We start from the raw sequence: 19,557 nt of genomic DNA on the forward strand, positions 1-19,557 counted from the left end.
CGATGATGTTGAATGACACACCGCATTCGCGAGCAAGCCCGCTCCCACATTTGTTCTGTGTGATGCAGTAAGGAACACTTTTTGCTGTCAGATGTGATCGCCGCCATTGCGTCGGCGTCATTACTGGCTCAATTTAGCGGCATCGCCTCGGAAGGCCTTCGCACTTCATGTCCTCGACCTCGTTTCGTCAGTCTTTGCGGCGCCTGTGGGCGCTGGATAAATTCAGCTACAGCGTGCGGGTGTTCATCGCCCTGACCGGCAGCATGGCGCTGTGTTGGTATCAGGATGAAATGGGCCTGTTGATCCCGTTGTTCCTCGGCATCATCGCCAGCGCCCTGGCCGAAACCGACGACAGTTGGCAGGGCCGCCTCAACGCCCTCGCCGTGACGCTGGTGTGTTTCAGCATCGCCGCGCTGTCGGTGGAATTGCTCTTCCCCTACCCCATCGTGTTTGCCATTGCCCTGGCGCTGGCGAGTTTCGGCCTGACCATGCTCGGTGCGCTCGGCGAGCGTTATGGGGCGATTGCTTCGGCGACGCTGATTCTGTCCGTGTACACGATGATCGGCGTGGATCAGCGCGGTGGCGCGGTCACCGATTTCTGGCACGAACCGATGCTGCTGGTCGCCGGTGCTGCGTGGTACGGCTTGCTCTCGGTGTTGTGGCAGGCGCTGTTTTCCAATCAGCCGGTGCAGCAAAGTCTGGCGCGACTGTTCCGCGAACTGGGCTTTTACCTGAAGCTGAAATCCTCGCTGTTCGAGCCGATTAGGCAGATGGACGTCGAAGCGCGACGCTTGGAACTGGCCCAGCAAAACGGTCGCGTGGTGGCGGCGCTGAACAGTGCCAAAGAAATCATCCTGCACCGGGTCGGCAACGGTCGCCCCGGCTCGAAAGTCAGCCGCTACTTGAAGCTGTACTTCCTCGCGCAGGACATTCACGAACGCGCCAGCTCTTCGCACTATCCGTACAACGCCCTCGCTGATGCGTTTTTCCACAGCGACGTGCTGTTCCGCTGCCAACGCCTGTTGCGCCAGCAAGGCAAAGCCTGCCGAGCGCTGGCCGAGTCGATCCAGTTGCGTCAGCCGTTCATCTACGACGCCAGTTTCGCCGAAGCCCTCAGCGACCTCGACGCGTCCCTCGAACACCTGCGCATCCAGAGCAATCCGGCCTGGCGCGGGCTACTGCGCTCGCTGCGCGCACTGGCGGCCAACCTCGGCACCCTCGACCGCTTGCTCAGCGACGCGAGCAATCCCGATGCCTTGGCTGACGCGACTGATAGCAGCCTGCTCGACCGTTCACCACGCAATTTCAAAGACGTCTGGATTCGCCTGCGCACACAACTGACGCCGACGTCGCTGCTGTTCCGTCATGCCCTGCGCCTGCCATTGGCACTGAGTATCGGCTACGGCATGGTGCATTTGATTCACCCGTCGCAAGGCTATTGGATCATTCTCACCACGCTGTTCGTCTGCCAGCCGAACTACGGCGCGACGCGGCGCAAACTCGGTCAGCGGATTTTCGGCACCGCCATCGGCCTGACCGTGGCGTGGGCGCTGTTCGATCTGTTCCCGAACCCGTTGGTGCAATCGTGTTTCGCCATCGCTGCCGGCGTGGTGTTCTTCACCAACCGCACCACCCGCTACACCTTGGCGACCGCCGCGATCACCATCATGGTGCTGTTCTGCTTCAATCAGGTCGGCGACGGTTACGGGCTGTTCCTGCCACGGCTGTTCGATACCTTGCTCGGCAGCTTGATTGCGGGGCTCGCGGTGTTCCTGTTCCTGCCGGACTGGCAGGGTCGACGCCTGAACAAAGTGCTGGCCAACACCCTGACCTGCAACAGCATCTATCTGCGGCAGATCATGCAGCAATACGCCGCCGGCAAAAGCGACGACCTCGCTTATCGTCTGGCCCGGCGCAATGCGCACAACGCCGATGCCGCGTTGTCGACGACGCTGGCGAACATGCTCATGGAGCCGGGGCATTTCAGAAAGGAAGCGGATGTCGGTTTCCGCTTTCTGGTGCTGTCGCACACGTTGCTGAGTTATCTGTCAGGCCTGGGCGCGCATCGCGAGACACAGCTGCCGGCTGAGGTGCGCGAGCAGTTGATCGATGGCGCCGGAGTGAAGCTGGCGGCGAGCATTGATGAAATTGCTCAAGGGCTGGCGAGCAAGCAGCCGATTGCGATTCAGAGTGATGAAGAAGAAGCGCTGGCCAATGAGCTGGAGCAGATGGCCGATGAGATTGATGAAGGGCAGCGGTTGGTGCAGACGCAATTGGCGCTGATTTGCCGGCAGTTGGGGCCGTTGCGCACTTTGGCGGCGCATCTGATCAAGGATACCAGTGAGGTTAGTGCTGGCTGACCAGACGCCTTCGCGAGCAAGCCCGCTCCCACAGTTGGAATGCGGTTTAAATGTGGGAGCGGGCTTGCTCGCGAAGAGGCCATCAGCAACAACACTACTCCGGGATCAAAAACTCACATCCCATGCTGGCGCAGCATCCGCTCATAACTCCCATCCGCCTTCATCGCCGCAATCGCCTTATCAAACCCCGCGACAATCTGCGCATGCTGCGGATTCTTCAGGCTGACCAAAATATGCAGGCTGTTCTCACTCAACGGCTTGGGCAAAAACTCCACCGAGTTGCGCACCTTGGCTGATTCCCGCGCCAGGTAATACTTCGCCACGTACTCATCTTCCAGCGTCAACTTGACCCGATCCGCCGCGAGCATGCGCACGGCCATGGCGAAGTTATGCACAGGGACTTTTTGCAACGCCGTGTCGGCATCGAACGGCGCTGAATAGGCATAACCGCGCACCACCGCAATCGGATAGGTGTGCAGTTGTTGCAGATTGGAGTAGTCGAGCGGTGTGTCTTTGCGCTTGAGAAAGCGGATGCGGTTGAGCAGATATTCGCCGGAAAACTGCCCGAGTCTGGTGCGGTCTTCGTTGTACCAAGCGTTGACCAACACGTCATAACGCCCTTCGCCCACCCCCATCAGCGCCCGCGCCCACGGCACTTGCTCGTAGCCACTGGCATATCCGGCGCGGGCCAGCGCGGTGCTGACGATGTCGGTGGCCAGACCGCCATTGACCAGCGTGTCGTCGGTAAAGGGCGGCCAGATATCAAACACCAGCCGCAGCTTGTCCGCTGCAGCGGTTTGAGCCAGCAGGAGCAGTCCGATCAACGCAAAGGCTCGATACACACGCGGCATGCTTGAAAATCCTTAGCGGGCGGGCTGCCCGGCCTGTTTTCAGTCAAAACCCCAAGGCCCCTTACCGGCAAAACCCAGGCACTAACAGTAGCTCAACGGAGCCAGTGCACAGCGCTCTCCAGCAGATTACACAAAGACGTGACGACCGCGAGAAAGGAATGATGGCATTTTGATCTTTGTCACAGACTCTTACGCCATGCAGACATCAAAGGCGTGGGCGCTTAGTATCCGGACACACGTTCAAGGAGTCGGCAAATGAATATCGAGTGGATCTGCAAACATCACAGCGATCTGGGCAAGGAGCAGCTGTACGCCATTTTGAAGCTGCGCTCGGAAGTGTTCGTGGTCGAACAGAAATGTGCCTACCTGGATCCGGATGGTCAGGATCTGGCCGGCGACACCTGCCATTTGATGGGTTGGGCCGATGATCAACTGGTCGCCTACCTGCGCCTGCTGGATCCGGAATCCCAGGGCGGTGACGTGGTGATTGGCCGCGTGCTGACCTCAACGGAGGGACGCGGTAAAGGCCTGGGCCACGAGATGCTGGAAGAGGCGTTGAAACAGGCTGAGAAGAACTGGCCAGCGATACCGATCTATCTGTCGGCGCAGGCGCATTTGCAGGGGTATTACGGCAAGTACGGGTTTGTGGTGGCGGGTGAGGAATATCTGGAGGATGACATTCCGCATATCGGGATGCGTCGCTCTTAAGGGCCCTTTCGCGAGCAAGCCCGCTCCCACACCTGGGATGCATTCCCCTGTGGGAGCGGGCTTGCTCGCGAAGGCGTCAGCTCAGGCACAGCAACTTTCAGGGATATTCCAGCACCGCTTTTATCTGCCGCAAATTTCGCTCAATCCACCCCCGATCAATCGCCCCCCACTCGCGAATCCGATAACGCCCGGCATGGTTGCGTGCGCCCTCTTCCTGCTCGAATTCACAAATGATGTCCAGATCCGCCAGCGCCGCGATCGTGTCCTGCGCCGTGCGCCGGGGCATGCCGGTCACTTCGGTCAGCGTCGGCACACTCGGCGCCAGGCCGCTGTCGATCAGGTACGCCACGTATAGGCGGCGATAGAAACTGCTTTTGGTCTTGCTGACGTCCATGCATGGGCCCATTAATTGGAAAATCAAAAGATCGCAGCCTGCGGCAGCTCCTACAGATCCCGCCACGTCAGGTACACGCGCAGATCAAACTCGATCTGGTGATACCCCGGCAGCATGTGCTCGCACAATTTATAAAACGCCTTGTTGTGATCCGACTCTTTGAAGTGCGCCAGTTCGTGCACGACGATCATTTTCAGAAAGTCCGGCGCGGCGTCCTTGAACAACGAGGCGATACGAATTTCTTTCTTCGATTTGAGCTTGCCGCCCTGCACCCGCGACACCGTGGTGTGTAGACCGAGCGCGCGATGGGTCAGGTCGAGGCGGTTGTCGAACAGCACCTTGTCGATAGCCGGGGCGTTGCGCAGGTATTCCTGCTTCAGATCCAGCGCGTAGCTGTACAACGCCTTGTCGCTCTGCACATCGTGCCGCCCCGGATAACGCTGGCTCAGGTAATCGCCCAAACGCCCTTCGGCGATCAGTTGGCGCACCTGATCCTGCAATTGCGCGGGATAGGCCTGGAGGTACTTCAACACGGTCATGGACGGGCGGCACGGTTCGAAAAAAAGGTGCGCCAGTGTAGCGAATTCAACCGGGCAGCGCGCTCCAGTCGAACGGCTCGGCGAAGCTGGCGGCGTCTTCGGCGATCAATGGCCGTGCGACAAGGAAACCTTGCACGTACTCGCAGCCATGCGCCTGCAGCCATTGGTATTGCTCGATGGTTTCGACCCCTTCGGCGATCACCAGCAAACCGTACTGTTTGCACAGGTTGATCACGGTGCTCACCAGCGAAGCGTCGCGTGCAGAGTCCGGCAATCGAGCGATGAGATGGCGATCAAGTTTGAGTGTGTCCAGCTCCAGATCACGCAGATGCGCCAGCGAACACGGGCCAGAACCGAAATCATCCAGTGCCACCCGCACACCGAGATTGCGCAACAAGCGCAGTTGCTTGCGGGTTTCGTCAGGGTTTTGCATCAAGGCTTCTTCGGTGACTTCAACCTCCAGTTGCCGAGGCTGCAGCGCATGGCGCTCCATGACCTGACGCAATTCAGTGACCAGGTTCGGCATGCTGAACTGGGTGTTGCTCAAACTCACACCAAGCACCAGATCTTCAGCGAACAAGGCTTCCCAGGCTTTGCGTTGACCAGCGCCGCGATGATAAATCCAGCTGCCGAGCCGACTGATCAACCGCGCCTCTTCCAGCAACGGCAAAAACAGCCCCGGCGGGACATCGCCAACGCTCGGGTGCTGCCAGCGCAGCAGTGCTTCAAACCCACGGATCTGGCCAGTATCGATGGCCACTTGCGGCTGATAAACCAGATTGAAATCACGGTTCTCGATGGCGGTGCGCACGCTCTCTTCAAGCATCAAGCGCGAACGGGCGCGGCCATTCATTTCGTGATCATAGAAGCGATATTGCTGACGACCGGCGCGTTTGGCTTCGTACATGGCAATGTCCGAGGCGCGCAGCAGTCCGTCGAGGTTTGAGCCGCAGTCCGGGAACGTCGCGATGCCGATACTGGCGCCGAGGGCGATATCCAGTCCTTCGATTTGCTGGCAGATGGAAACGCGCTCGATGAGTTTCTCGGCGATCTTTGCCGCTTGCTCAGGGAATTCCAGATCCAGCAGTGCGGTGAATTCATCGCCGCCCATGCGCGCGAGGATATCGAACGGTCGCAAGCAAGCCTTCAACTGTTCAGAGACCCAGCGCAACACGCGGTCGCCGGCATCGTGACCCAGCGAGTCGTTGACCCGTTTGAAGCCATCGAGATCCAGATACAGCAGCACCCAACTGCTGTCGCTGCGCTCCCCACGCAGCAGCAGGTTTTCAACGGTCTGGTAGAAACCTCGGCGATTGAGCAAACCGGTCAAAGGATCGGTAACCGCTTGGAATTCCAGTTGCTGATGAAGGTGACGTACGACCGACATGTCCAGCACGGTCACCACCATCGCGTGCTGCTCAGACGGCAGCGCAGCACATGAAAGCGCCACCGGCACCTGCTGGCCCGGCGCGGTGCGTAATAAAGCGTCGTGCAGTCTTAGCGTTTCCCCACGTTTGTAGCCGGCATAAAACTCGGAATCGGCCCACACGGGAATGTGCGGTTTCTGCAGGTAGTCGAGAAACTCCTTACCCTCCAGCTCCGTTACTGGCGCGTTGAGCAGCCGGGAAATCGCCGGGTTGGCAAAACGGATCACGCCGTCCTCGCCCACCACCAAAATCCCTTCGGCAGCGTTATCCAATACCGAAGCATTAAAGGCTCGCGCCGCTTCCAGATCATGACTCAAACGCTGCAAGGCGCGGCGATTACGCTGGTGTTCCAGCAACGCCTGCACCTTGGGCTTGAGAATCTGTGGATCGAACGGTTTGAACAGGTAATCCACTGCACCGCTGGCGTAACCCTTGATCACGGCATCCTGAGATTGCTCGTTGGCGGTGAGGAAAATAATTGGCGTAAGTCGCGTACGCTGACTGCCGCGCATCAGCCGCGCGACCTCGAAACCGTCCATACCCGGCATCTGCACATCGAGCAGTACCAGATCGACGTCGTGTTCCAGCAACAGACTGAGCGCCTCGAAACCGGAGGCGGCGGTGATGACCTGCCAGTCCTGACGCTGCAGCAACGCGCGCATGCTGATCAGGTTTTCAGGGTAATCATCAACGATCAATAGGACAGAGTTGCCTTCACCTGGCGGGGGTTGCGCGCATTCCATGCTGCTTCTCTTCTCGGGACTACAGGTCGGTTCCGGTAAAAACCGTACACATACTGAGCGTTCACTCTAGTCCGGGATCTGTAAAAGCAGTAGCTGTCATCAGGCCATCATTTCGCCAAAGCTGCGATTTACCGACTAACGGTCACCGCTACAGCCCCCGGAATTCGGCAAAGATGGCATTTCGACAGGATGTTGACGTCAATCATCTGCCAAACGGGCGTTAACAAAAAACATCACTACGCTTATAAAGACCGCCCCCAAAAGGCGCGGACTAGAGCTTCTGGCACCCGCGTTCAGGATGAACTGAGTGGAACAACCGACATGATCGATCTCGCAACCTGGAACCTCAGCGTTCCCGTCGGCAGCCCGCCATACACCGTTGAAACCTCGAAGCTGGTAAAAGGCTTCAAGGATCAGTACTTCCATTCCGACACCGGCACCTTGTTCTTCTGGTCACCGGTTACCGGGTCAAAAACCGAAAACGCCATTTATCCGCGCACTGAACTGCGCGAGACCTACAGCAACGGCACCCTGCGCAACTGGTACTACCCCGACGCCGACAACTTGCTGCGCGCGACCGTCACGGTCAACAAAGTGCCGAGCTCCGGCAAAATCGTCATAGGCCAGATTCATGCGTATGAAAGCCAGCGGCCAATGGTGAAACTTGAATATCAGTACAAGACCAAGACTGAAACCGGCAATCTCGTGATCAAAGTGCGCATGCACCCGGATGACAAAGAAAGCCGCGTTATTACCTTGGCCACCGGGATCAAACTGGATAACGAGTTCAACTACCTCATTCACCTGAGCCCGGGCGGCGCGCTAGGCGTGAGCGCGGCCGGTTATCAATGGGATTCCCAGATCAGCGCAACGTGGCGGAATAAGCCGCTGTACTTCAAGGCCGGGGTTTACGTGCAAGACAACACCGGCTACACCAGCGAAGGCGGCCAGGTGACGTTCACCAAACTGGATATTGATCACGATAAATAACCCACCGAGGCCCCACCCCCCGGTGGGAGTTGGCTTGCCAACGATGACGGCCTGAAAGCCAACCAGTCTTTGCAGACTGTATGCGATCCAAATGTGGGAGCGGGCTTGCTCGCGAAGGCGGAAGGTCAGCCAACATTAATACTGAATGACCCACCGCTTTCGCGAGCAAGCCCGCTCCCACAGGTGATCACCTGATTACTGCACAAGTATCGCGAAAAGTTATTAAAAACTGTCAACTCTGACAGGCGACACAGAAAAAGGCATAGTTTAAGTTCCTCTCTGCAATTAAAAATCAAACATCAATTCTGGTTCACCTAGAAACCTTATACAAAAAGGATTTTTATCATGGGCAAGCTAGTTGGAAACTACTATGGCGCTTTCGGCGGAGCCAATATTTACCTTTACGTAACTTACAGTGACGACATCGGCGGAGCAGTGACAGCAACTGCCAGCATCAGCGGCCCCACAGGCACACTGACGGGACATCAAACCATCGGTGCAACCACCACGACTGTGATGCTGACCGGGACTGTCGGAGAAAACGCCGAAAGCTGGACATTTAACACGTCGGACTTTAATACCTTAAGTGGGGGCCGCAATTATGCAGGCCCCAATGGTGTTTGGACTTATCAAGGTTTTGGCCTCGGCCGAACTTAATACGCATCAAAACTCAAGTAGTAAAGTTGCCGCGTTCAAAACCAACAAAAAACCCGCCTCTCGGCGGGTTTCTCTTCAACAGGTCAAACCAAACGCTTAGTTAACCTTAGCGTTCAACTCACCTTTCAGATAACGCTGATACATCGCTTCCAGCGAGATCGGTTTGATCTTCGAAGCATTGCCCGCAGTACCGAACGCTTCATAACGAGCGATACACACATCACGCATTGCGGTCACGGTCGCGCCGAAGAATTTACGTGGGTCGAATTCGCTCGGGTTGGTGGCCATCAGGCGACGCATTGCACCGGTGGATGCCAGACGCAGGTCGGTGTCGATGTTGACTTTGCGTACGCCGTATTTGATGCCTTCGACGATTTCTTCAACCGGTACGCCGTAGGTTTCTTTGATGTCGCCGCCGTACTGGTTGATGATCGCCAGCCACTCTTGTGGCACCGACGAGGAACCGTGCATTACCAAGTGGGTGTTCGGGATGCGTTTGTGGATTTCCTTGATACGGTCGATCGCCAGCACGTCGCCAGTAGGTGGCTTGGTGAACTTGTAGGCGCCGTGGCTGGTGCCGATGGCGATGGCCAGGGCATCGACCTGGGTGCGTTTGACGAAGTCAGCGGCTTCTTCCGGGTCGGTCAGCATTTGGCTGTGATCCAGAACGCCTTCGGCGCCGATACCGTCTTCTTCACCGGCCATGCCGGTTTCCAGCGAACCCAGGCAGCCCAGCTCGCCTTCTACCGAAACGCCGCAGGCGTGAGCCATGGCCACGGTTTGTTGGGTAACGCGGACGTTGTAATCGTAGTCGGTCGGGGTCTTGCCGTCTTCGCCCAGCGAGCCGTCCATCATTACCGAGCTGAAGCCCAGTTGGATCGAACGCTGGCAGACGTCAGGGCTGGTGCCGTGATCCTGGTGCATGCACACCGGGATGTGCGGGAACTCTTCGATCGCGGCCAGGATCAGGTGACGCAGGAATGGTGCGCCGGCGTATTTGCGAGCGCCGGCCGAAGCCTGAACGATCACCGGGGAGTCAGTCTTGTCAGCGGCTTCCATGATGGCGCGCATCTGCTCAAGGTTGTTGACGTTGAAAGCTGGAACGCCGTAGCCGAATTCGGCTGCGTGGTCCAACATCTGGCGCATGCTGATAAGTGCCATTGTGTGTGTCTCTCCCGGTTGAGGGTCGTTAATCGTGCCAGCCTGCCGGAGCGGCGGCGGCTATTCAAGTGATTGCAGATCGGGGGTTGAGGCCCGGTCTGGTGATTCGATAAAGCCAATTCTTCAGAACTGCGCAGAACCCTTGTAGGAGCAAAGCTTGCTCGCGAATGCGCTGGCACATTCACTGTTGATGCAAGCTGAACCAGCGCTTTCGCGAGCAAGCTCTGCTCCTACAGGTGTTGCAATTACTCGGCTTTGCAGCCGCGGCCGATCAGGTCATTGGTGGCGACCCAGTACACCAGGCCTTCCTCTCCCTTGACGTGAAACGCCAGCATGCCGTCGCTGTACAGCGTGCCCGAAGCGCCCGGCTCTTCTTTCAGGCGATAGACCTGATCACCGCCGCCCAGTCGAACGTCGACTTCCTTCTTGTCGGCATCGGCGTAGCGCCACAGCACTTTGGCCTGGCTGTCGCAGGTCCAGGTCGTCCAGTTATCCGCCGGGGCAGACGACTGAAACAGGTTCAACTGCGCGCAACCGCCCAACAATGCCAACGCCGCAATGGCGATCAAGCCTTTCATCCGTGTTCCTCGACTGACGGCGCACGCCGCCAGCCCTGAGTTAAAGAGTCAGACCCGTCAAGGACAACCATGTTCCTTGGCCGGGGTTTGCGTCTCGTATTTGTCCAGACCGTCCGGCCCCGAGCGCTTGTTCAGCACCGGGTTGGTTTCGGCCTGCCAGTCGGCCTGATAACAGCCCTTCTGCGACTCGCTCGGCGCCGGCGTAGCTTCGGCCTTCGGGTTACTCCCGCAGGCCGCCAGCGTACCGGTCAGCAACAACAGCGCTAACGACTTGACCATGTAAACACTCCTTTGCCTGGCCAAACGGGCGGCCTCAGGCCTTGGCCCGGCTTTCCAGGACTTCAACGGCTGGCAGCACTTTGCCCTCGACGAATTCGAGGAACGCGCCACCACCGGTGGAAATGTAGGAGATTTGCTCAGCCACGCCATATTTATCGATGGCGGCCAGGGTGTCGCCACCGCCAGCAATGGAGAACGCCGAACTTTCCGCGATGGCTTGGGCCAGCACTTTGGTGCCGTTGCCAAACTGGTCGAATTCAAACACGCCGACCGGGCCGTTCCACAGAATGGTTTTCGACGATTTCAGCAGTTCGGCGAAGTTGGCTGCGGTTTGCGGGCCGATGTCCAGAATCATGTCGTCAGCAGCGACGTCAGCGATCAGCTTGACGGTGGCTTCTGCGGTTTCGGCGAATTCTTTGGCAACCACCACGTCAACCGGCAATGGCACGCTGACTTTGGCAGCGATGGCGCGCGCGGTGTCGAGCAGATCCGGTTCGTACAGCGACTTGCCCACCGGGTGACCGGCCGCCGCGAGGAAGGTGTTGGCGATGCCGCCGCCGACGATCAACTGGTTGCAGATCTGGCTCAGGCTGTTCAGCACGTCGAGTTTGGTCGACACCTTGGAGCCGGCAACGATGGCTGCCATCGGCTGAGCCGGTGCGCCAAGGGCTTTGCCCAGTGCATCCAGTTCAGCGGCCAACAGTGGGCCAGCAGCGGCGACTTTGGCGAACTTGGCCACGCCGTGGGTCGAACCTTCGGCGCGGTGAGCGGTGCCGAACGCGTCCATCACGAACACGTCGCACAGGGCGGCGTATTGCTGGGCCAGTTCGTCAGCGTTCTTTTTCTCGCCTTTGTTGAAGCGCACGTTTTCGAACAGCACGATGTCGCCAGCCTTGACGTCAACGCCACCGAGGTAATCAGCCACCAGCGGCACTTCGCGGCCCAGCGCTTTGCTCAGGTAGTCAGCGACAGGCTTGAGGCTGTTCTCGGCGGAGAACTCGCCTTCGGTCGGACGGCCAAGGTGCGAACAGACCATCACGGCCGCGCCTTTTTCCAGGGCCAGCTTGATGGTCGGCAGCGAAGCCAGGATACGCGCATCGCTGGTGACAACACCGTCCTTGACTGGGACGTTGAGGTCTTCGCGGATCAATACGCGCTTACCTTGCAGATCGAGGTCGGACATCTTCAACACGGTCATGGGTCGCACTTCCTACGGTTTTTTTGAAATGGCTGTTTGCAGATAGTGTTCTGCAACGTCCAGCATTCGGTTGGCAAAACCCCATTCGTTGTCGAACCAGGCCAGGATGTTCACCAGCTTGGGGCCGGAAACACGGGTCTGACTGGCATCGACGATGGCCGAATGTGGGTCATGGTTGAAATCACAGCTGGCGTGCGGCAACTCGGTATACGCCAGCAGGCCTTTGAGCGGGCCACTGGTGGCGGCCTCGCGCAGGATCCGGTTGACCTCATTGGCGTCGGTCGCGGTGGCGGTCTGCATCGTGATGTCGAGGCAGGACACGTTGACCGTCGGCACGCGTACGGCTTTGGCTTGAATTCGCCCGGCAAGTTCCGGCAGCAGACGCTCGATCCCGCGCGCCAGACCAGTGGACACCGGGATCACCGACTGGAACGCCGAGCGCGTGCGACGCAGGTCTTCGTGGTGATAGGCGTCGATCACTGGCTGATCGTTCATCGCCGAGTGAATGGTGGTGATCGACACGTAATCGAGGCCGATGGCCTTGTCGAGCAGACGCAACAGCGGCACGCCGCAGTTGGTGGTGCAGGAGGCGTTGGACACCAGCAGTTCGTCGCCGGTCAGGCAATCCTGATTGACGCCGTAGACGATGGTGGCGTCGACATCCGCCTCGCTGGCCATCGGCTGCGAGAACAACACGCGTGGCGCGCCGGCGTCGAGAAAGCGCTGGCCGTCTTCGCGGGTGCTGTATGCACCGGAACACTCAAGCACCAGATCGACGCCAAGCGACGCCCAATCAATACCTTCGGGGGTGGCACTGCGCAGAACCTTCACGCAGTCGCCATTAATATAGAGACAATCGCCTTCTACTCGCACTTCGCCGGGAAAACGGCCGTGGGTGGAGTCGAAGCGTGTCAGGTATTCGATGCTGGCCATGTCCGCCAGATCGTTGATCGCGACAATTTCAAACCCGGCTTTCTCGCCTCGCTCAAACAACGCACGCAAGACGCAACGACCAATCCGGCCGTAGCCGTTGAGTGCAACTTTGTAAGGACGCGGTTGAGGCATGGGGTTCTCGATAGTATTCGCTACAACACAACCCATGTAGGAGCTGCCGAAGGCTGCGATCTTTTGATCCTGTTTTTTTTAGATCAAGATCAAAAGATCGCAGCCTCCGGCAGCTCCTACAGGGGAATGCGGTGGCTGGGGCCACCGCATTCGTACTGCTTAGTCTTCCAGCAGTTCTTCAGCCTGACCCAGGATGTTTTCCAGGGTGAAGCCGAACTCTTCGAACAGTGCCGAAGCCGGAGCCGATTCGCCGTAAGTGGTCATGCCGATCACGCGACCTTCCAGACCCACGTACTTGAACCAGAAATCGGCGTGCGCCGCTTCGATCGCGATACGCGCGCCAACCTGCAACGGCAGCACGTCCTGCTTGTAGCCCGCGTCCTGAGCGTCGAACACGCTGGTGCACGGCATGGAAACCACGCGCACTTTGCGGCCCTGTTCGGTCAGCTTGTCGTAAGCCTGAACCGCCAGACCCACTTCCGAACCGGTCGAAATCAGGATCAGCTCAGGCTCGCCTGCGCAGTCCTTCAGTACATAACCGCCACGGCTGATGGCGGCAATCTGGCCAGCATCGCGTTCCTGGTGTTGCAGGTTCTGACGCGAGAAGATCAGCGCCGAAGGGCCGTCCTTACGCTCCAGAGCGTTTTTCCAGGCCACCGCCGATTCAACGGCATCGGCTGGACGCCAGGTGTCGAGGTTCGGTGTGGTACGCAGGCTGGTCAGCTGCTCGATCGGCTGGTGCGTCGGGCCGTCTTCGCCCAGACCGATGGAGTCGTGGGTGTAGACGTGGATGACTTGCTTCTTCATCAGCGCGGACATGCGCACGGCGTTGCGGGCGTATTCCATGAACATCAGGAAGGTCGCGCCGTAAGGCACCAGACCACCGTGCAGGGTCACGCCGTTCATGATTGCGGTCATGCCGAATTCGCGCACGCCGTAGTACATGTAGTTGCCGCTGGCATCTTCAGCGCTGACGCCTTTGCAACCTTTCCACAGGGTCAGGTTGGAACCGGCGAGGTCAGCGGAGCCGCCAAGCAGTTCCGGCAGCAGCGGGCCGAAGGCGTTCAGGGTGTTCTGGCTGGCTTTACGGCTGGCGATGGTTTCGCCTTTGGCCGCGACTTCAGCGATGTAGGCCGAAGCTTTTTCGGAGAAGTCAGCCGGCAGCTCACCGCTCAAGCGACGGATCAGTTCGTTGGCTTCGGTCGGGAACGCGGCGGAGTAAGCAGCGAAACGCTGATCCCACTCGGCTTCGGCCGCGCGACCTTTTTCCTTGGCATCCCACTCGGCATAGATGTCGGCCGGGATTTCGAACGGGCCGTAGTTCCAGTTCAGCGCCTTGCGGGTCAGAGCGATTTCCGCGTCACCCAATGGGGCGCCGTGGCAGTCTTCTTTGCCCTGCTTGTTCGGCGAGCCGAAACCGATGGTGGTCTTGCAGCAGATAAGGGTCGGCTGCGCGCTCTTGCGAGCGGTTTCGATGGCAGTCTTGATCTCTTCCGGGTCGTGACCGTCAACGTTGCGGATCACTTGCCAGTTGTAGGCTTCGAAACGCTTCGGGGTGTCATCGGTGAACCAGCCTTCGACTTCGCCGTCGATGGAGATGCCGTTGTCATCGTAGAAAGCGATCAGCTTGCCCAGACCCAACGTACCGGCCAGGGAAGCGACTTCGTGGGAAATGCCTTCCATCATGCAGCCATCACCCAGGAACACATAGGTGTGGTGGTCGACGATGTCGTGGCCTGGACGATTGAACTGCGCGCCCAGGACTTTTTCAGCCAGGGCGAAACCGACGGCGTTGGCCAGACCCTGACCCAACGGGCCAGTGGTGGTTTCAACGCCCGGGGTGTAACCGAATTCCGGGTGGCCCGGGGTGCGGCTGTGCAGTTGACGGAACTGCTTGAGGTCGTCGATCGACAGGTCGTAACCGGTCAGGTGCAGCAGCGAGTAGATCAACATCGAGCCGTGGCCGTTGGACAGCACGAAGCGGTCACGATCGGCGAACGATGGATTGCTCGGGTTGTGCTTGAGGTAGTCGCGCCAAAGCACTTCGGCGATATCTGCCATACCCATAGGTGCACCGGGATGGCCGCTGTTGGCTTTTTGCACGGCATCCATGCTGAGGGCACGAATGGCGTTGGCACGCTCACGACGGCTAGGCATCGCTGATCTCCTGGGGTTCTGAAACTAAGGGTGAATAATCGGAACGGAAAAAAGGCGAGCATTTTCCCTCACCGGGACGCCTCGGGGCAATGATAGATAGTCATCGGCAGGCGTTTTTCCCATGCTTAACGGCGGTTTCGGCTGGTGAAACCTTTCCGCTGTTCGTTTGTAGAGTGAACCGCTTGGTTAGAAGTGCAATAAAAAGCGCCATTGATCGAGCAATATCAAAACTTTTTGATATTGCCCTTGCGAGGAATTCTCACCGTCACTAGACTGCGGCCCTATGAATTTACGCGTGCCTTCCATTCGCCATGACGATTGCGACGAGCTGGCGGCCCTGTGCAAGGCCGGCGGCGATCCGTTGCGGCTGAATGTATTGCGCGCGCTGGCCAACGATTCGTTTGGTGTACTGGAGCTGGCGCAGATTTTCGGCATCGGTCAGTCCGGCATGAGCCATCACCTTAAAGTGTTGGCGCAGGCCGATCTGGTGGCAACGCGCCGCGAAGGCAACGCGATTTTTTATCGCCGCGCCCTGCCCCACACCGAATTGCTTGGCGGCAAATTGCACGCTGCATTGTTAGAAGAAGTCGACAACCTCGACCTGCCTGACGACGTGCAAGCGCGGATCGAACAGGTGCATGGCCAACGTGCCGCGGCCAGTCAGGACTTTTTCGCTCGGGTCGCGGAGAAATTTCGCGCCCAGCAAGACTTGATCGCCGGCCTGCCGCAGTACCGCGACAGCGTGCTGGCCCTGCTCGACAAACTGAACTTCAATGGTGCGGCCACGGCCATTGAAGTCGGCCCCGGCGATGGTGCTTTTCTGCCGGAACTGGCGCGTCGCTTCCACGCCGTCACCGCGCTGGACAACAGCCCGGCGATGCTCGAACTGGCGCGCCAGGTATGCGAACGTGAACAGCTGGCTAACGTCAGCCTGCAATTGGCCGATGCATTGAACGGCACAAGCCTTCAAGCCGATTGCGTTGTACTGAATATGGTCTTGCACCATTTCGCCGCGCCGGCCGATGCGCTCAAGCACATGGCCGACCTGCTGCAACCGGGCGGTAGTCTGCTCGTGACAGAGTTATGTAGCCACAACCAGAGTTGGGCCAGGGAGGCCTGCGGTGATCTATGGTTGGGGTTTGAACAGGACGATTTGGCCCGTTGGGCCACCGCTGCGGGACTCGTTCCCGGGGAAAGCCTCTATGTAGGCTTACGTAATGGTTTCCAGATCCAGGTTCGCCACTTTCAGCGACCGGCTGGCGACACTCACCATCGGTAAATTCAGGAAAACATCGAGATGAGCGAATACTCCCTCTTCACCTCCGAGTCCGTGTCTGAAGGACATCCGGACAAAATCGCCGACCAGATTTCCGATGCGGTGCTGGACGCCATCATTACCCAGGACAAACACGCACGCGTTGCCGTGGAAACTCTGGTCAAGACTGGCGTGGCCATCGTTGCCGGTGAAGTGACCACCAGCGCCTGGGTCGATCTGGAAGAGATCGTGCGTAACGTGATTCTCGACATCGGCTATGACAGCTCCGACGTCGGCTTCGACGGCGCGACCTGCGGCGTGATGAACATCATCGGCAAGCAGTCCCCAGACATCAACCAGGGTGTTGACCGTGCCAAGCCTGAAGATCAGGGCGCCGGCGACCAGGGCCTGATGTTCGGCTACGCCAGTAACGAAACCGACGTTTTGATGCCTGCACCGATCACCTTCTCGCACCAGTTGGTGCAGCGCCAGGCTGAAGCCCGTAAATCGGGTCTGCTGCCTTGGCTGCGCCCGGACGCCAAGTCGCAAGTGACTTGCCGTTACGAAGGCGGCAAGGTTGTCGGCATCGACGCGGTTGTTCTGTCGACCCAGCACAACCCGGAAGTGTCGTACAAAGACCTGCGCGAAGGCGTGATGGAGCTGATCGTCAAGCACGTGCTGCCTTCCGAACTGCTGAGCAAAGACACCCAGTTCCACATCAACCCGACCGGCCAGTTCATCATTGGCGGCCCGGTAGGTGACTGCGGTCTGACCGGTCGCAAGATCATCGTCGACAGCTACGGCGGCATGGCCCGTCACGGCGGCGGCGCGTTCTCCGGTAAAGATCCATCGAAGGTTGACCGTTCGGCTGCGTACGCTGGCCGGTACGTTGCCAAGAACATCGTCGCTGCCGGCCTGGCCGAGCGTTGCGAGATTCAGGTTTCCTACGCGATCGGCGTGGCTCAGCCTACTTCGATCTCGCTGAACACCTTCGGCACCGGCAAGATCAGCGACGACAAGATCGTCAAACTGGTGCGTGAAGTGTTCGACCTGCGTCCATACGCAATCACCACCATGCTCGATCTGCTGCACCCGATGTACCAGGAAACTGCAGCGTACGGCCACTTCGGTCGCACGCCAGAGACCAAGACCGTTGGCGAAGACACCTTCACCACGTTCACCTGGGAAAAAACCGACCGCGCCGACGCCCTGCGCGCTGCTGCTGGTCTGTAAGACTTTCCCCGGCGTTACAAAAAGCCCCGCACGGTTCGCACCGTGCGGGGCTTTTTTATGACTGAAATACGTTGTCGAATTCAACCCAAAACCCTGTGGGAGCCGGGCTTGCCCGCGAAGAGGCCGGCAAGATCCACATCAAATCCCGCCCAGACACACCTCGCAAAACACCCCACCTACCGAACTCACCATCGTCTTCTAACCTTCAATCATTCCCCTCGAGCAAGGACGCTCACGATGCTTGCCACGCTGCGCCTGTTATTTATTGTCCTGCTGATGCCCGCAACATTCAGCGCCCACGCCACCTGCCCGAACTGGCCCGGGCCCCAAGCCCAACGCGAAATCACCACCCTGCAAAAACAGATCAACCAATGGGACGACGCCTACCACCGCGAAGGCCGTTCACTGATTGCCGACGAACTCTACGACCAATCCATTGCGCAATTGAACGAATGGCGGGCGTGTTTCAACCTGCCCTCGCCGCCCGATCCCTTGCGCACAGCCGCAGGCTCGGTCGCGTACCCTATCGCCCATACCGGTCTGGATAAAATCCACAAAGATGAGGCCGTGGGTGCATGGCTACATGATCGCAAGGATGTCTGGATTCAACCCAAAGTCGACGGTGTCGCCGTGACGCTGATTTATCGCGCGGGCGTTTTGCAACAAGCCATCAGCCGTGGCGACGGGGTTAGCGGGCAGGACTGGACAGCCTCAGCGAAGAAAATCGGCGCCATCCCGCAACGCCTGTCACAACCCTTGGATTTGCTGGTGCAGGGCGAACTCTACTGGCGTCTGAACGAACACGTGCAAGTTCGATCCGGCAGCGTTAACGCGCGCGCCACCGTCGCCGGCCTGATGGGGCGAAAATCTTTGGATGCCGAGCAAGCTTCCGGGGTTGGATTGTTCGTTTGGGACTGGCCCCAAGGCCCAGCGCAATTGCCCGAGCGAATCGCCACGTTGGCGACGCTGGGTTTCGCCACAATTGAACCGTACAGCCACCCCGTCACCGATTTTGCTGCAGCTCAGAAATGGCGCGATCACTGGTATCGCTCGCCCCTGCCCTTTGCCACTGACGGCGTGGTATTGCGCCAGAGCCAACGACCACCCGCCGAGCGCTGGCAGGCTCGCGCTCCCTATTGGGCAATTGCCTGGAAGTATCCTTTTGCTCAAGCACTGGCCGAAGTACGCAAGGTCAATTTCAAGATCGGGCGCACCGGGCGCATCACGCCGGTGCTCGAACTCAAACCCGTCATGCTCGATGACCGCGAAATCAAACGGGTCAGCGCCAGCTCGTTCAAACGCTGGCAAGACCTGGACATTCGCCCCGGTGATCAAGTGGCAATCAGCCTCGCCGGCCTGACCGTTCCACGGCTCGATAGCGTTGTGCTGCGCGCCACCGAACGCGCAGATCTGAACATTCCCGTCGCCGATGACTTCCACGCGCTGAGCTGCTGGCAACCCACCCCCGGTTGCGAGAGCCAGTTTCTCGCGCGCTTGACCTGGCTCAGTGGCAAGCAAGGATTGGCGATGCAGAATGTCGGGCGCGGCACTTGGGAGAAACTTCTCGAAACACGCCGCGTGAACAACCTGCTGGATTGGTTAACCCTCGACGCGCCAGAGCTTGCTAACATTACCGGCTTCGGCGAGCGCAGCAGCGCGCGTTTGCTCAACAGTTTTAACAGCGCGCGCCAACGGCCGTTCGCTCAATGGCTGAAAGCTTTGGGCATGCCGCCAACCGGTCAGGCACAACTGCCTGACTCGTGGCAGGCGCTGGCACAACGTGACACCGAACAATGGCAGGCAGAAGCCGGTATCGGCCCGGGACGCGCGGCGCAATTGAGCGCATTCTTTCGCGACCCGCAAGTGCTGGCTCTGAGTGAAACCTTACAGGCCGCCGCAATCGACGGTTTCTGAACACGCAACCCCCGCAAGCCGGGAACCCAACGGCCGGCAAAGCGCTCC

General features: G+C 58.9%; 17 protein-coding genes. 7 read left to right on the top strand and 10 right to left on the bottom strand.

The annotated features are described in order from the left end of the window. Positions 1-167: 167 nt before the first annotated feature. A complete protein-coding gene (gene yccS, locus GVL50_RS03950) occupies positions 168-2,360 on the top strand; it encodes a YccS family putative transporter (protein ID WP_159811845.1) in 2,193 nt (730 codons plus the stop codon). A 113-nt stretch (positions 2,361-2,473) separates the two neighbouring features. Here the strand turns inward: yccS and GVL50_RS03955 are convergent, their stop codons facing one another. Beyond that, entirely contained in the window at positions 2,474-3,211 is a 738-nt protein-coding gene (locus GVL50_RS03955; RefSeq protein WP_053124610.1) for an ABC transporter substrate-binding protein, read from the bottom strand. A gap of 255 nt (positions 3,212-3,466) precedes the next feature. On the opposite strand from GVL50_RS03955, the gene GVL50_RS03960 reads away from it, so the two are divergent. Then, positions 3,467-3,919 (top strand): GNAT family N-acetyltransferase, encoded by a 453-nt coding sequence (locus GVL50_RS03960; RefSeq protein WP_053124612.1) that lies wholly within the window; start codon positions 3,467-3,469, stop codon positions 3,917-3,919. A gap of 97 nt (positions 3,920-4,016) precedes the next feature. On the opposite strand, the gene GVL50_RS03965 is transcribed toward GVL50_RS03960, so the two are convergent. From GVL50_RS03965 to GVL50_RS03975, 3 genes are read right to left on the bottom strand one after another with little or no spacing between them, the layout of a single operon-like run. Further along, the gene (locus GVL50_RS03965) at positions 4,017-4,313 is read right to left on the bottom strand and encodes a helix-turn-helix domain-containing protein (protein WP_016772794.1); all 297 of its coding nucleotides are present in this window, start codon (positions 4,311-4,313) and stop codon (positions 4,017-4,019) included. A gap of 50 nt (positions 4,314-4,363) precedes the next feature. After that, positions 4,364-4,852 carry a YgjP-like metallopeptidase domain-containing protein gene (locus GVL50_RS03970; RefSeq protein WP_159811846.1) on the bottom strand — a complete coding sequence of 163 codons (489 nt, stop codon included), beginning with the start codon at positions 4,850-4,852 and terminating at the stop codon, positions 4,364-4,366. A gap of 46 nt (positions 4,853-4,898) precedes the next feature. After that, positions 4,899-7,022: a bifunctional diguanylate cyclase/phosphodiesterase gene (locus tag GVL50_RS03975; RefSeq protein WP_159811847.1), complete on the bottom strand. Its 2,124-nt coding sequence runs from the start codon at positions 7,020-7,022 to the stop codon at positions 4,899-4,901. 321 nt (positions 7,023-7,343) lie between these two features. Between GVL50_RS03975 and GVL50_RS03980 the strand changes: the two genes are divergently transcribed. Together GVL50_RS03980 and GVL50_RS03985 are read left to right on the top strand one after the other, a co-directional pair. Further along, positions 7,344-8,012, top strand: coding sequence for a polysaccharide lyase family 7 protein (locus tag GVL50_RS03980; RefSeq protein WP_159811848.1), 669 nt, complete (start codon positions 7,344-7,346; stop codon positions 8,010-8,012). 345 nt (positions 8,013-8,357) lie between these two features. Next, complete coding sequence (locus GVL50_RS03985) at positions 8,358-8,669, top strand: hypothetical protein (RefSeq protein WP_159811849.1); 312 nt, start codon at positions 8,358-8,360, stop codon at positions 8,667-8,669. A gap of 96 nt (positions 8,670-8,765) precedes the next feature. On the opposite strand, the gene fba is transcribed toward GVL50_RS03985, so the two are convergent. From fba to tkt, 6 genes are all read right to left on the bottom strand, one after another. Beyond that, positions 8,766-9,830 (bottom strand): class II fructose-bisphosphate aldolase, encoded by a 1,065-nt coding sequence (fba, locus tag GVL50_RS03990; protein WP_007913760.1) that lies wholly within the window; start codon positions 9,828-9,830, stop codon positions 8,766-8,768. A 245-nt stretch (positions 9,831-10,075) separates the two neighbouring features. After that, positions 10,076-10,408, bottom strand: a complete 333-nt coding sequence (locus GVL50_RS03995) for an MliC family protein (RefSeq protein WP_159811850.1) — start codon at positions 10,406-10,408, stop codon at positions 10,076-10,078. A gap of 57 nt (positions 10,409-10,465) precedes the next feature. Further along, on the bottom strand, positions 10,466-10,687 hold the full coding sequence (locus GVL50_RS04000; RefSeq protein ID WP_007913756.1) for a hypothetical protein: 222 nt from the start codon (positions 10,685-10,687) through the stop codon (positions 10,466-10,468). Positions 10,688-10,721: 34 nt separating this feature from the next. Further along, positions 10,722-11,885: a phosphoglycerate kinase gene (locus tag GVL50_RS04005; RefSeq protein ID WP_008081033.1), complete on the bottom strand. Its 1,164-nt coding sequence runs from the start codon at positions 11,883-11,885 to the stop codon at positions 10,722-10,724. Between the two features lie 12 nt (positions 11,886-11,897). Continuing rightward, positions 11,898-12,950: an erythrose-4-phosphate dehydrogenase gene (epd, locus tag GVL50_RS04010; RefSeq protein WP_159811851.1), complete on the bottom strand. Its 1,053-nt coding sequence runs from the start codon at positions 12,948-12,950 to the stop codon at positions 11,898-11,900. A gap of 159 nt (positions 12,951-13,109) precedes the next feature. Next, positions 13,110-15,107 carry a transketolase gene (gene tkt, locus GVL50_RS04015; protein ID WP_053124625.1) on the bottom strand — a complete coding sequence of 666 codons (1,998 nt, stop codon included), beginning with the start codon at positions 15,105-15,107 and terminating at the stop codon, positions 13,110-13,112. A gap of 283 nt (positions 15,108-15,390) precedes the next feature. On the opposite strand from tkt, the gene GVL50_RS04020 reads away from it, so the two are divergent. The 3 genes from GVL50_RS04020 (at position 15,391) to ligB (ending at position 19,509) form a co-directional block, all read left to right on the top strand. Then, positions 15,391-16,386 (top strand): metalloregulator ArsR/SmtB family transcription factor, encoded by a 996-nt coding sequence (locus GVL50_RS04020; RefSeq protein ID WP_159811852.1) that lies wholly within the window; start codon positions 15,391-15,393, stop codon positions 16,384-16,386. Positions 16,387-16,404: 18 nt separating this feature from the next. Continuing rightward, a complete protein-coding gene (gene metK / locus GVL50_RS04025) occupies positions 16,405-17,595 on the top strand; it encodes a methionine adenosyltransferase (RefSeq protein ID WP_159811853.1) in 1,191 nt (396 codons plus the stop codon). Positions 17,596-17,832: 237 nt separating this feature from the next. Beyond that, complete coding sequence (gene ligB, locus GVL50_RS04030) at positions 17,833-19,509, top strand: NAD-dependent DNA ligase LigB (protein ID WP_159811854.1); 1,677 nt, start codon at positions 17,833-17,835, stop codon at positions 19,507-19,509. The last annotated feature ends 48 nt before the right edge of the window (positions 19,510-19,557 follow it).

The organism is Pseudomonas sp. 18058 (assembly GCF_902706155.1).
In the GTDB taxonomy this organism is placed as follows: Bacteria; Pseudomonadota; Gammaproteobacteria; order Pseudomonadales; family Pseudomonadaceae; genus Aquipseudomonas; species Aquipseudomonas rustica.

Excerpts from the sequence above, each read along its gene's own strand:
- yccS (WP_159811845.1), top strand. The coding sequence starts at position 168 with ATGTCCTCGACCTCGTTTCGTCAGTCTTTGCGGCGCCTGTGGGCGCTG.
- GVL50_RS03955 (WP_053124610.1), bottom strand. The coding sequence starts at position 3,211 with ATGCCGCGTGTGTATCGAGCCTTTGCGTTGATCGGACTGCTCCTGCTG.
- GVL50_RS03960 (WP_053124612.1), top strand. The coding sequence starts at position 3,467 with ATGAATATCGAGTGGATCTGCAAACATCACAGCGATCTGGGCAAGGAG.
- GVL50_RS03965 (WP_016772794.1), bottom strand. The coding sequence starts at position 4,313 with ATGGACGTCAGCAAGACCAAAAGCAGTTTCTATCGCCGCCTATACGTG.
- GVL50_RS03970 (WP_159811846.1), bottom strand. The coding sequence starts at position 4,852 with ATGACCGTGTTGAAGTACCTCCAGGCCTATCCCGCGCAATTGCAGGAT.
- GVL50_RS03975 (WP_159811847.1), bottom strand. The coding sequence starts at position 7,022 with ATGGAATGCGCGCAACCCCCGCCAGGTGAAGGCAACTCTGTCCTATTG.
- GVL50_RS03980 (WP_159811848.1), top strand. The coding sequence starts at position 7,344 with ATGATCGATCTCGCAACCTGGAACCTCAGCGTTCCCGTCGGCAGCCCG.
- GVL50_RS03985 (WP_159811849.1), top strand. The coding sequence starts at position 8,358 with ATGGGCAAGCTAGTTGGAAACTACTATGGCGCTTTCGGCGGAGCCAAT.
- fba (WP_007913760.1), bottom strand. The coding sequence starts at position 9,830 with ATGGCACTTATCAGCATGCGCCAGATGTTGGACCACGCAGCCGAATTC.
- GVL50_RS03995 (WP_159811850.1), bottom strand. The coding sequence starts at position 10,408 with ATGAAAGGCTTGATCGCCATTGCGGCGTTGGCATTGTTGGGCGGTTGC.
- GVL50_RS04000 (WP_007913756.1), bottom strand. The coding sequence starts at position 10,687 with ATGGTCAAGTCGTTAGCGCTGTTGTTGCTGACCGGTACGCTGGCGGCC.
- GVL50_RS04005 (WP_008081033.1), bottom strand. The coding sequence starts at position 11,885 with ATGACCGTGTTGAAGATGTCCGACCTCGATCTGCAAGGTAAGCGCGTA.
- epd (WP_159811851.1), bottom strand. The coding sequence starts at position 12,950 with ATGCCTCAACCGCGTCCTTACAAAGTTGCACTCAACGGCTACGGCCGG.
- tkt (WP_053124625.1), bottom strand. The coding sequence starts at position 15,107 with ATGCCTAGCCGTCGTGAGCGTGCCAACGCCATTCGTGCCCTCAGCATG.
- GVL50_RS04020 (WP_159811852.1), top strand. The coding sequence starts at position 15,391 with ATGAATTTACGCGTGCCTTCCATTCGCCATGACGATTGCGACGAGCTG.
- metK (WP_159811853.1), top strand. The coding sequence starts at position 16,405 with ATGAGCGAATACTCCCTCTTCACCTCCGAGTCCGTGTCTGAAGGACAT.
- ligB (WP_159811854.1), top strand. The coding sequence starts at position 17,833 with ATGCTTGCCACGCTGCGCCTGTTATTTATTGTCCTGCTGATGCCCGCA.